The following is a 14,168-nucleotide window of genomic DNA, read 5'->3' on the forward strand; positions in this document are numbered from 1 at the left end:
GATTCATGGGCGAGTATTAAAAAGAAAAATAAGGAGAATGAGATCATATAATTACGGTTCATTCAAGGGGGGGTAAAAAAGTATGCTCGCGCCCTGGGGTGATGCCAGTTGCCATTCTGTTGTCAGGAATACGATAAGGTTCAGGCACGAATAGGAGAAATTCAGGAAAAAGCCAGAATGCAGGGGCTGGATTCCCTTACGCCGGCAGAAGTACGGGAATGGGCTGATTTACGGGGTGCGATGTTGAATATTGACGCATCTCGGAATTTGGTGATCCAAACCGTTTTGCTATATTTATATACCCTATGGATTTCAAGATGGATCGCGACGGCAAGGGAACGAATCCCCGGGAGCATAGATAACTATGTGACCGGGGTGAGTGAGTGCAGCCAACAAAGAGGCAACTTGCAAGATGACGAGTATACAATTTAAGAGGTAATTTAATAGGGGTGTTTATCGGACTAATAAGTTATTGTTTTATATATTATCACCTGTATGATTTACGTAAATTAATAATCAATCTTTGGATTGAGATGACTATTTGGAGAAATTTTATGAAGTGTATTAAATGTGAAAACCCAGTATTGCATGAATCAGATTTTTGTGCAGCATGTGAAGAGAAAGAACTGAGTAGAATTGGCGGGTTTCTCTATTTTCCGGCAATAAATATTATCTTTGTAATATTAAGTTCTTTATTTAGTTCATATAAAACAATGACAACCTTGATCTTTGGTTATGATTTTCTAGGTGAATTACGTATCCTTATAGGATTTGAATTTATTTGTTTTACTATTATTTTTGGAGTTGCACTTTATACATCTATTCTTTTCTTTAGAAAAAAGAAAAAAACACCTTTATTTTATATTATCCTTTTAGTTTTTACTTCATTATTTATAATAACTGATTTATCATTGGCTCATTATGTATATGAAATAAAACTGGATTATAATTATCTCTTCTTACTTTTTAGAGCTGTGTTTTATACATGTATATGGGTACCTTACTTTATTATATCTATCCGAGTTAAAAGAACATTTATAAAGTAACGATTAAAATTAAACTATTTTGCAACTCATATTTATTCAAAAAATATGGCAATTAAAACTAGCCCGGCTTTATGAATTATTTACAAAAGTCAGGCAATTTAAATCACTCGTTCATCAAGGTCTGAGTACTGTATTTTGCTGAGCTCAGACTATTTAATTTCTACTTGATTCGTAAGCATGCGGCGGAAAAGGGTAAGCTAGCGATAATACCCTTGCGAGATTACGATGGCCCACCTATCCAGTGAGCCATTTTTACCGTTATTGCTTAGCCTTATGGCAAGTTAAATCAGGCAAATTTTCCCTTGCCAATTATGGTGTCTGCCCACGCCGTCGTAATAGCCTCTTTCGCCTTGCTGTCCAGCCCTTCGATAAAACCGTTATCACCGGCTGTTGGGGAAAAACTGCTCATTGCCTGAATTAAGGTATCAACCGCATTGTCGGAAAGTGCCGTAAATTCACGCTCTCCTGATGTATCCTTATGCTCCATCTGTGTCACTAATTTGGCACGGTTACCATTAAAGTAATCACTAAAGGTGACTGAACCCACCGATTCAAACAGGCTCTGAGCAGTTTTATCCTGAGTAGGGCGATTCACTGATAAAACCAGATCATATCCACTGCGCTGGAACCACAAGTCTTGCCAGTCAATATCGTTAAAGGCAATCATATCTTCTGCATTAATATCATCAACCTGACTGTCAATCACCTTACCACTGACCACAAAGCTATCTACTCCTGCCCCTCCTTGGAAGTGGTTCTGGTATCCCCCCAACACCAGTAGATCCTGACCCTCTCCGCCGTCAAACTGGCTGAATTTCGAAATTGAGGCCGCTATCAGGTGGTCATCACCTTCTCCGCCATTAATTACCGCATGATAGCCCATCAGTTTAATGACATCGCTACCCATGTTGCCATCAATTCGGTTGTCATTACCAAACACCCTGCTAAAGTCATTGCCTTCACCTAACTCAACCCGGTTGTTATTACCGATGGTCACGGCATAATCTTGATCTTCTCCAGTATCCACCTGGTTGTAGTTACCAGAAGTGACAACGTAGTCCTGTCCATTACCGGCATCAATAATGCCGCCTTCACCAAAAACAAATGTCTGATCATTACCCTCACCCATGAACACATGGTTAATGCGTCCGGCTACCACTGCGGTATCATCGCCACTACCACCAAACATCCAGTTTTCACGTCCCATCAGAACGCCCAAGTCATCACCTTCACCACCGGTAAAGATGTTGGAAGTACCGATGGAGTAATAAACATCATCTCCGCGACCACCCCAGAAGTTGTTGTTATCGCCCAGATAAGCACCGAGATCTTTACCGTCACCGCCCCAGTTGAAGTTATAGTTCCCTAACGAGATATGGATATCGCTATCCCCTTGCAGATGACCGCTGTTACGCAGGAAATCAAACGTTTTCTGCTCCATATTGAGCAGATCTGCCGTGAGATTCTCTTTCAGATTGGTCACTAATGACTTCATCTCTTTTTGTTTATCTTTGCTGAATATCGTCGCAAACAGGTTAGGCAAATTCAGCGAATTAAAGCCCAAAGCACGCTCTGATTTGTCATTAGCCTGACTATCCCCACTGTTGATGGCACCCGGTATACTCTTTTCCCGATTTTTATCAGGCGCTTTCTCTTTCAGCCCATGACTGACAAAAAATGACTCAATACCATCAGCACTCATATCAGCGTTCTGTTTCAAACCATTAATCAATTTATCCGGATCAGTGAAGGCACTTAGTTGATCACCACCAAACTGCTTAATCACTTCCAACATCTCTCGCAAAATCACCTTGCCATCAACCGGCTTACCAGTACGGGCAACAATCTGTCCCTCCGGCGTGTAATCCACACAAAAAATATCCGCTAACGTGGTCTCTGCATCCACACCGGCTAACCGACCCTGTAGCTTGTTTTTAAGCTGACGCGGTAAGTCCTGTAGATTGTAAGTAAATGTTGTTTTCGCCAGGCCCGTTGTTGAATATTGCTGCGTCATCAGACCAAACAGAGAACCCAGGTTGGTATCCAAAATCGATTGAATATGGTCACCGAACATAAAGTTCCAACTACCGGTTGTGACCTGAATGTCCGCCCCTTGACCACCTACCGCAAAATTGAAAGCCAGTTTCTCATTGGCCTGACGAAATTTATCCGCACGGCTCATTTTACTGGTATCAATCTTTTTACCGTGACCACTTAACCAATGGTGGTATTTTTTATTCAATGCCGCTTCTGTGTCACTTTTCAAACCACGGCTACTGCGCTCGCGCTGCGAATCCAGATCAACCAATGTCTTGTAATCCACACTACTGGTTTGGTCTAAACCAGACATGTCCCGCACAAATTTTTTCGCACCAGATAGTGTCCACTGCTGATTTTGCACCGCCAACCAATCCCACTCTTCGCCGGAATGAGCAATAGATTTCAGTACACCGGTAATACGCGCAGCGCCATCAAATGGATTAACCAACGGTGGTGTAGGGAGGGATTTATCCATCATGACAATCAGGTCATTGCTGCGACCCTGGTTGAAGCTGACGTTACGGTTGCCAATAAACATCTGCGCCCCTTCAAATGCTTGATAACCACCCAGATTAACGCTGTGCTTACTGTCACCCTCCCCGATGTGAATCATCACATTGTTGTCGCCAAAGGCCAGTGATTTAAAACCACCCGTACCCACTTTGATACCGACGTTCGAGGTTCCCCAGTTGATCGCGGTAAATTCACCGTCACCCACGTTTACCTGTATATTCCCGGCGTAACTCAGCGGCTTCGATTGAGGATTTGAACCGAGCTCAACCCTGTTTTTGCGCTTCCCTGGCACGGTGAAAACATCATGGTTATCCGCAATTGCCCCTTTGGTTGTTGAATCCGCTTCCGTGTACCCCACCCGGGCAAGGTTGATATCGCTTTCAGCCACACCACGACGCAGTTTTTCTGTTGTAGCCGTTAGTTCATCCTGTTCATTCCAACGTAACACCAGTTTGTTATCGCCCAACTTGTTAACCCACTGATGATTTTTATCGCGGGTAAATTTACGACCTGTTGCATCAACGGCCACTGTACTACGACGCGCTGAAACCTCACTACGGATACCCTGTTTATCTAAAGCGGTAATAAAATGGTAGGCAAAACCGTGCTGCTTATCATCACTAATCAGTGAACAACCCACGATGCTGATACGATCAGGTTTACCCGCTTGGTTAAAGTTCTGACTGAACTGTTTTAGTTTTATTGCCAATTCATCGGCACTGTAACCACTCAAACGAGTGTTATTTTGTGCCGATTCATCACGGCCATGACCAACAATCTGCCAACGTAATTTGCCTGATAATCTGGCAGGATCACCATAAATGACATGATATTTGCCATCAGCATCAAATTTCACCACCACGCTGGATTCCCGGTGTTTACCCGCCAGATTGATCGCGGCTTTTGCTACAATCGGGTCATCTTCCATTTGAATAATGATCTGACTATCAAAACGTGTCCCATGATTGCCACTCTTTTGCAACGAGTTCTTCACCATATCCCGATTTTTATTTTGAAAATCGGAGAGCGTAGAGACAATCCTATCAGTATATTGGCTCATTAAAGCACCGCTCTCAACATGACCATAAAAGGTTTGTTCACCCGATACGCGATAACCAGAAGCGGTCAATCTTGCACGCAGCTTTTCCCCTTCATGCCCTAAACCTTGATTGTCAGTTAACAGCATGATCGGCGTATTGATCGGCAGACCTTTGAGGTTTTTTTCTACTGAAAATTGTCCGTTCATCGCTTTTGCCAATGCCCCAATCATGCCACCAGGGTTTGGTACGTCATGCGCGGTTATGGTTTTGGTTATACTCGATATTGGCCTGTCGAGTAACAGACCTGACACGGCTTGATTATTTTGCGCTGCATATCGAGCAAGATCTGCCGCCACCGGCCCACCAACGGAATAACCATGAAGGATAATATTACCCGGCTTAATACCGCGATCTTGCACCAAATAGCGAAACATCGTCCGGGCATCCTGATAGAACTCTTGCTCACCGGGACTACCATCACTACCACCATAGCCGCGCATGTTGACAGCCAGTATATCAATGCCCTGATTTTGATAGTGGCTTTGGATGTCATGAGCTTGCTCTTCCGCGGACAAACCTGAACCATGAAGGAAAAGCACGACTTTTTTCTCTGCTGCCGTCGAGATATCATCTGGTTTTATGTCACCTTGATGATAATATCCCGTTAAACGTCCCCCTTCGCCTTTTAGGGTGATTTTGCTTGAGCTGCCATTAGCAACCGCATCATTAAGCATAGTCTGCGTCTCATCACTGATATGGCGGCGCTCTTCTTTAAAACCATACAATTCGTTGTTAAAGAATCGGGTCACTGGGTTTAAAGAGTCTTTCTCCCGTGGCGAAGTACCATCATTCTCAATTAATACCGACTCTGACGCTCTATTTTTGCCCGATAACGCCTGTAATGCTTCCACTGAAGAGTCGTTCTGTTCTCTCTCAGGGGTATTTTCTCGATAAAGATGTTGGGTTTTCTCAAATGCGCTATTTAATGCCTGATTTATCCACAGTTTCCCTTTATCTCCCGCGATATCCATCAGATCTGTATAACTGGCGGTGTAGTTTTGCAGTACCTGCCGACGTTCATCACCAGCCGTCTGCAATGCTTTGTAGACCACCAAACTTTCATTAACTGAATGACCGCCATCAAACACCAGGAACGCCAAAGTATTAAGATATGCCTGCTCCGGCGAGAAAGTGGGATCTTGACTAGCAATATGGTTATTGAGATGAACCATGATATTAGTTGATCCAGATGCCCCCGTCACCACGGAATGCCCTTGTGCCAAGGCGTTACGCTCAAGCGTTGTTTCCTGTCCAGGCGTCAGTACTCTGCCCGCCGCCACCTTTCTGCCATACAGGAAATCTTCATATTGATCACCGGATGGCTGGTAAGGCAGTGCAATACCATAATCATTGGTTTGCTGTTCAGTTAATTTCACTTTATAGGTAACATCCGCCCTATTCGTTAATTTACTACTGGTGGAACGAGCCTTATAGATCTCATCCCGATAAAAAATATCCGCTTCCGCCTTCCATTGAGATAAATGTAACCCCATACCATCAGTGTTCGACATTTTTACTGCCAGAAACGGAATTTTGATCATTTCAAAGCCGCTATCCACCTTGGTCATCATGATCTTAAAGTTATCAAAGGTCGGTTTTTGCAGGAATGCGGTCAGTTCAGGCACCCGACTGAACCAAGGACGAATATCCTTTTTAATTTTTTCGGCAAAAGCTTGCATTCTGATAGCAATCTGTCCGTCGAGTACAGGTGAGCCCGGAGTACTTTGCATATACGACTCAAACTCCTGCACCAGAAACTGACCTATCCGTCTGGAGGTCGCTCTCGCATCCGGTGACGCGTTTTTCACCAACGTATGCGCCAACTCAGAATCAAAACGACGGCCAAATAAGTTGTCAATATATTGGGTAGTTGACTTTTCTCTGTGAGCATCAGCCTGTAATGACAGTACCAAAGCATGTAACTCAGGATATGCCTGTAACTGGCTAGCAGCATCATCAAATAACTTGATAGTTTCCTTCGATGTGACTTGTCCAGTGAGCCAGAGTCTTCTAGCCCGTCCAATCAAAAGCCTCGCTTCCGGGATATTCGCGGTTTCCAATCGGCTCATAAAAGCAACCAAACTTTCACTCTCGGTCTTAGGCGCTTCCCGTTTAGCGGTTGAGTTCGTTCGAGTCAACGGTGTAATTTTCCACTCAATAAGATGATTAATTTCGTTTTGTGTTACACCGTTTTTTAAACCGACAACACGTCCAGTTCCATCAAATATGACCCGCTGCTTAAGATGTTCAGCATGTCGAGGCGCCACGGCGATCCCAAGGACGCCAGCGGATTCAGCTCGCTGAGCCTGCAAGTGCTCTATCATTCGGCCCATTTTAAAACGTACTAAGTTCACCTGATTGGTGCGTAGAGCAAATTCCTTTGGGCTATGCTGTTGCCAATCAGCTATCGCCTGCTCAAGCAGCAATATATGCTCTTCATCGAAATGGCTCATCGTTTTATAGAACATATCACGTACAGCAACCAGCGCTTTACTAAGTCGCCTTTTCCGCCCCAATGTTCGTACATTAGGGTTGATAAATAGCTTATTTCCCTCTTTCAATACATTAAATTTTGCATTGTCAAATATTGCAGAATCTTTCTGTTCTACCTTGACATCATTCCCCAACGATTTCAGATTAATGCCTGAAATCCGCGGCACTCTTCTGACTCGCTCACCTGAACTGTTCGACGTTGGTATCACCCTATCGTCAGATTGTCCTTTGGCAAACTTTGAAGTAGTTAAAACGCCAGTATTTTTCGCGCGGATACTGGCATTTATCTGTAGACGCTCAACCGCTTGTTTAGCATCATCCAACGCCTGTAGCTCTTCTTCGGTCAATCCCTTGTAGAATCTTTTTTCAGCTTCCGGTATTAATTCGGGATCAATATAGCTACCGGTTTCTCCCGCGCCTGTCGATTCGTAGGCATTACCAGACAAACCACTACCACCGGCACCGGTACGATCAGGTTTGGAATCGCCCTGTTTTGCCCCTCTAACATCTTCTTGTACCTGGGCAATTTTATTTTCAGCCGCAGCAATATCACGTTTACCCCGATATTCCGACCCCTGATAGGCGATATTTGCGTCATTTTCCGCTTCTTTAGCCCGCTGTTGCTGCAATAATGCTTCTTCTTTTCTTAACTCTGCTTTCTTCTGAGCCTCTGCAATATCTTGTTTTGCACTGGCATGATGCTGCTCACTTTGCGCTACGCCAATCTCGGATTTCTTAACCGCTTCTTTTACTTGTTGTTGGTTATCCGTAATAGATCGTTGAGCATTAGCTAATTTTTTTTGGGTAATAAATTTGGTGTAATTCAGCTCGTCCTGGGTACGGTTCAAAAATTGGGAAGCAAACTGATTACGCCACTGGTCACCTGATTGGCCGCTGTAGTTGGCATAGTCACCAAGCACATCCAAACCTTGCGTCATGGAAACCAGTTTGTCAGTCTCCGCCTGCGCTTCTGTTTCTATCGCCTTACGCTGTGTCAGCCCATTTCGGCTAACTGCTGCCTGATCCGTTAATTCCAACTGGGATTGCGATTTCGCAATTTCTGCCAGTTGTTTCTCTTTTTCCTGTTCCAACAGTTGGCGATCTTTTTCTGCTTTTTCTTTATCGCTTAACGCATTTTGCGCCGCTTTATCCTGTTTCACCTGTTCGGTAATAATATTGGCTTGTCGTGAGCGCTTAGATTTTGCAATAACGTTGTCCAGAATATAGCCTATACCATCATTCAAACCAGTTCCTTTAAACTCAATTCGATTACTGCCCGCTTTTGCTGTCAGCTCTAGTGTTTTATTTTGCCATTTCTCGGCATCGCCAAAAGTCGAGAATACAAGTTTGCCGTTCCAGAAAACATCCATACCATTGTCAGCTGAATAAGCATTGGGACGATTGGCAAAATCAAAGCTCAGCGAAATCACTTCTCCCTCAGAACGGTTTTGCAGGTCCTGGTAAATTGTGGTGTTTTTATCAACATCAAGTTCACTGACTCGTTCGCCATAACGGGTATTATTAGGTTCATCAGTACTCACTGGGCTATAGGCCGCAATATCATTGGTTGATTGCCAACCCAATTTACCTTGCTCAAGGTCACTATTGACAATCAGTGACGTCTCAGATTTCACAGCGATATTGTCTAAGATATAGCTAAATCCATCATCCTGGCCTGTACCTTTAAATTCAATCCGGTTAGTACCTGCTTTTGCCATTAAATCGAGTTTTTGAGTTCGCCATATAGCTCCCGGTCCAGAAGCTGAGAATACAGACTTACCATTCCACAACACCACTATTCCGCAGTCACTCAGATCACGGTCCACCATCTCTAAATGACTCATAAAATCAAAAGTCAGTGAAACCACTTCTCCTTCAGACAAATTTTGTAATTCCTGCCAAATTACAGTGTTTTTATCAACATCAAATTTACCGGCTCGTTCACCATCACCGGTATTATCAAGACCATAAGCACTCGCTGGGTTATATGCCTCTATGCCATGAGTTGACTGCCAACCTTGATTACCTTGCTCAAAGTCACCATTGACAATCAGATTTTCATCCTGATCTGACTCCGATAGCGTTTTTTGACTCAAAACACTTTCTATTGAACTGACGTCAGGCGTCTCCACGGCTGTTATAGCACCATTGAAACTATGGTTTAAATCTGAACTTACCGACGCAATTTCATCCATCTGAAAGCCATCAATAGCAGATACTTCCGCTAAATGAATCGCCCCTCTGCCTTCATGGGTGCCCGACGTGTTAGCTTCCTGTCCATGAACCAAATAGTTGATTGCCTGACTGCCGCCCACACCTAATGTTGTCTGTTTGATATGCTCAAAGAGGGAAGAAAGTTTGTTGCCTTCTGTAACAGAGAAGCTGTAGAAATCACCATTACCAATCTTAACCACCACGTTATTACGTGCATAACAAGCGTTGATACCCAGACCATCACCCACATGGATATTGGCATTAGCTTGACCTTTCATGACCGCAACATTGAGGCCATTGCCCACTTTGGCATTAATATTGTGCTTACCCCACGCCAGGTTAACCGAAACGCCATTACCTACATGAGTGTTAATGTTAACGTCACTATGAGCAGCGGTGATATTTAAGCCATTGCCCACTGTTGTCGTTACGTTAGCTTTCCCTTTTGCCACCGTCACCTGCATACCGTCACCCACTTTGGTGACGGCATTGCCTTCGCTCCATAAGGCATTAAAACCGTCTCCTTTACCCACCTGAGTGACAATGTTAGCCTTACCTTTCGCCAGCACCACATTACGCCCGTCACCGACTTTAGTGATCACGTTGGCTTTACCCCAGGCACCGGTGTAATCGTCACCGTTACCCACATGGGTAATGATATTGGCATCGCCCTGCACCACCGTGACTTCTTGTCCCTTCCCTACTTTGGTAATGATGTTAGCTTTACCTTTCGCAAAGGTGTAACGGTCGCCATTTCCCACCTGAGTCAGGATATTCGCTTCACCCCAAGCCGCATTCACCCCGGTGCCATCGCCAATTTTGGTGATAAGATTGGCTTTACCTTTGGCAAACCCCACTGTCGTGCCCTCGCCGACATGGGTCATCACGTTACCGACATCGGAAATAAGCAGGCCGACTGTGGTACCGTCGCCCACTTTGGTCAGGATATTACCCTTGCCAAGAAGCACGCCCGCAGTTGTTGAATCTCCCACATGCGTGATGACGTTCGCTTTCGCCGCCGCAACCACCCCCATAAAATCATCACCCACCTTGGTGACGATATTCGCCTCACCCAGTGCTAACACCCCTGTTAAGCCATCCCCCACATGAGTCATAACGTTGGCTTTACCAAACATGGCCGCCAGTGTTGTCCCCTCGCCGACTTTGGTCATCACGTTCAGTTCACCGGCAAACAAACCAATACTGACGCCATTACCCACATGGGTAAAAATATTCGCTTTCCCTATCATTAAGGCGGCGGTCTGGTCATGACCGACTTTGGTCAGCACATTAATCCCGCCAATCAGAGCCGCAAAGGTATTGCCATCCCCAACATGGGTAAAGAGATTGGCTTTGCCGATCATCGCCGCCAGGGTCATGCCATTACCCACTTTCGTGGCGATATTGCCTTTTGCCAGCATCAGCGCAACACTGGTGCCATCCCCGATGTGCGTAAACACATTGCCTGCGGCTACCATCAATGCCAGCACATTACCGTCACCCACTTTGGTAAAGACATTCACTGCACCGCCCATTAATCCCCAGGCATCCCCTTTGCCGACATGAGTAAACAGGTTGCCCGCGCCAATCAGGGCCGCAATTGATGTACCCTCCCCGACTTTAGTGAAGATATTGCCTGCCGCGGCCATCACGCCCAGTGTCAAACCGTCGCCGACATGGGTCAACACGTTGCCAACACCAAACAGGATGCCGGTCGTGTCGCCCTTTCCGACTTTGGTCAAGATATTCGTGCCACCCAGCATCACGCCCGTGGTATTGCCGTCACCGATATGCGTGAGGACGTTCGCACCGCCGCCCATGACCGCCCGCGCATGGCCTTTCCCTTTTTTAGTCAGGATATTGGCGCTACCCAACGCTATTGCTGTGGTGTTTGACGCTTCAATCTCCTCACTGAGATGGGTGATAATATTGGCACCGCCAAACATACCGGCAGCCATATCTCCCGCACCAAGCTTTGTTAGCACGTTAGCGCCCCCCCCAAATACGGAGAAGATATCCCCTGTTCCGGCCTGGGTGATAACGTTAAAACCACCCGCTCCGGACCAGTTCGCGCTACCATCACCTATTTGGGTATGAGTATTATATCCCCCCAACATCAGTACCCGGCTGTCACCGTTGCCTTTGTGAATCGAGATATTGCCATAGGCCAGAAGATGAGCCAGATATTGTCCATTCCCGACCCGTACGAGAACATTTACCGCACCACCAGCATCAACATCCATTTTCCCGTTCTGGCTCTGGTGAAGCAGGACATTGGCTAAACCCGCACCACGAAACGATAGATTGCCCTCTTCACCCTTTTTCACAATGACGTTAGCACTCCCGCCCCCTTCAAAATACGTATTACCGAATGTTGAACTGTGCAGAATAATATTAGCCACCCCCGCTCCTGTGAAATTAATATTACCGTGCGACACATTAGATGTAATAACGTTTCCACCACCAGCACCGATGAAATAAATATTACCGGAACTATCACCACCATTCTTTGATGATTTGATAAGATCTTGCTCAGAATAACCGTCAAGATCCGTCAAGCAATCAGCAACATCATCTGATATATTTAAATCATAGTGAAGTTGACTTAACGTATAACCAGCCCCAATTGATCGATAACCGCGAGGATAGGAAAAACTTTCATCCGCTAAACGGCCAGTATGGTCACCTTTTTTATACCAAGATCTTGCAATATATTTCAGCTTTCCTGTTTCATCATCATTCGCCAACTTAACCTCAACCACTTTGGTATAAGGATCCAAGAATACTGCATATACATAAGTATCCGACTGCTCGTTTGATTTCACCGGGGAGACATCGATTTTCAGCCCATTAGAAGAGATCGCGTATCCCCCCATTTTGGCACTACCCAGTGTGACATTTTTCGCTTCAATGTTAGTACCATCGGAATAATTCACCCATCTATCGGTTAATAATGCCTCCTCAACGCCCTGTATTGTGGTTTCTTGTCGATATACAAGATTAATATTGGCAAGCGTAATAGCACCTTCCCTTTTAACGGGGATAAATCCATTATTTACGTTGATATTTTCCTTAGCAATATCCTTAAGATGATTACCTTCCTTATACCAAGAAGTGGCATAATAACGGAGCTTACCGGTATCAGGATTATTTTGCAGCCGCACAGAAACAACTTTAGTATTAACATTATTGGCAATGGCAAAGAGATAAGTATCAGGCTCTACCGCGGATTTAACCGCGTTAACTTGCTGGGATTGTTGAATCCAGCGTCCTTCCATTGTGGCTGATGTCATCACAATATCTTTAGCCTGAGCAAATTCTATTTCATTTTCCATCCCTGCTCGGGTAATTTCGTTATAAGCCCCTGCACCAGTAAAATGAATATTACCGTGAGCAACGTCAGAATAGAGTTTGTTATATCCCCCCGCACCTTTAAAAGTAATATTACCCTGTGTCTGTCCATACCTATCTTCACTGTGGCGTATACGTTCAATGCGATTCGCTGCCCCCGCACCACGCAAGATAATGTTACCTTCTCTACCTTTACGTACAATATGATTATCAGCACCAACCCCATTCAAAATGACATCGCCGCTTTCTATCCGCGAATCGATACTATTTGCAGCGCCTGCGCCGTTAAATGTCACATCTCCTTGAGTACCCTCATAATGATTAAACCAGGTACGGTCAATTTTGTTAGCCGCTCCTGCGCCAGCAAAATAAACATTTCCCTGATCAGTTTCATGCCATAACTGATTATATCCACCAGCCCCTTTAAAACTTGTATCTCCAGATAAACCTTTACGAACCAGTTTGTTATAGCCGGCAGCACCCGAATAATTTAAATTTCCAACTTCACCCGTGTGATTAATAATAGCCGCACCGGCTGCACCGGCAAATGACAAGCCGCCATTTCCCGTTTTACTAATACCGGTATAACCTGAGGCTCCCTTTACCGAAAGTTCACCATTCGTATGGTATACACCGACCTTTAATGAACCAACAGTAACATCATCATCTCCGCCATAAGCATAAACTTCACCACCAATACCAATAGCAGTAATACTGTTACCGTCATTATCGTCATAATATTTCCCAGTAAAAAAGTACTCTGTACTTCTATTTGATGATTTCCCCATCAATAGTCCTTTAATTTATTATTGAAGTTAAGCAGAAAACCACTGCACCTAACAGATAGGGCAGTTATTTTGAATATTCAATCTCTCACGAAACAGTGAAATCTTCTGAATTTTTAATAGCAAAAAATCAAATAAAGAAAAAACCGCCATTAAAATTAACATCAGATATTGTTTGCATGAATTTATCAAACATACTTTTTCCAAAAAGTAATTTATTAATAACACGGATATAACAAAGAAAATATTAAGTTCAGAAAAGTTTCAATTTGATTGATTTACAAACACCTTAAAACAAATCCATCGAATGAGATAAATAAAAAATTCAAAAAGATCGTTAACACAGATGTTTTTTCCGCGATAATATTGAAAATACAGAGAAGATAATAAAGTAACGACTAAACTAAGATATAAAATTTCATCAATTACTTTATTCCATTCCCATAAATAACCACACAGATTATAGCTATTAAAACAATATAAGTAAATGAGATAATAATATCCTACTTTTTTAGTCAGGAAATAATAATGACAAATGAAATTAATAAATAAAAATAACCATTGGTCAGTGAAAAAACTATAATATAACGAACATTTGTTATTCAGCGAAAAAAAAGCTCACCGAT

At 44.0% G+C, this 14,168-nt stretch carries 3 protein-coding genes; 2 read left to right on the forward strand and 1 reads right to left on the reverse strand.

The features are described from left to right. The first annotated feature begins 108 nt into the window (after positions 1-108). The gene (locus tag LGZ98_RS14830) at positions 109-432 is read left to right on the forward strand and encodes a hypothetical protein (protein ID WP_113040950.1); all 324 of its coding nucleotides are present in this window, start codon (positions 109-111) and stop codon (positions 430-432) included. Between the two features lie 122 nt (positions 433-554). Continuing rightward, positions 555-1,046 (forward strand): DUF2569 domain-containing protein, encoded by a 492-nt coding sequence (locus LGZ98_RS14835; RefSeq protein ID WP_262978233.1) that lies wholly within the window; start codon positions 555-557, stop codon positions 1,044-1,046. A 286-nt stretch (positions 1,047-1,332) separates the two neighbouring features. On the opposite strand, the gene rtxA is transcribed toward LGZ98_RS14835, so the two are convergent. After that, positions 1,333-13,545 carry an MARTX multifunctional-autoprocessing repeats-in-toxin holotoxin RtxA gene (gene rtxA / locus LGZ98_RS14840; protein ID WP_262978234.1) on the reverse strand — a complete coding sequence of 4,071 codons (12,213 nt, stop codon included), beginning with the start codon at positions 13,543-13,545 and terminating at the stop codon, positions 1,333-1,335. Positions 13,546-14,168: the final 623 nt, after the last annotated feature.

The organism is Photorhabdus kayaii (assembly GCF_025384895.1).
In the GTDB taxonomy this organism is placed as follows: Bacteria; Pseudomonadota; Gammaproteobacteria; order Enterobacterales; family Enterobacteriaceae; genus Photorhabdus; species Photorhabdus kayaii.

Excerpts from the sequence above, each read along its gene's own strand:
- LGZ98_RS14835 (WP_262978233.1), top strand. The coding sequence starts at position 555 with ATGAAGTGTATTAAATGTGAAAACCCAGTATTGCATGAATCAGATTTT.
- rtxA (WP_262978234.1), bottom strand. The coding sequence starts at position 13,545 with ATGGGGAAATCATCAAATAGAAGTACAGAGTACTTTTTTACTGGGAAA.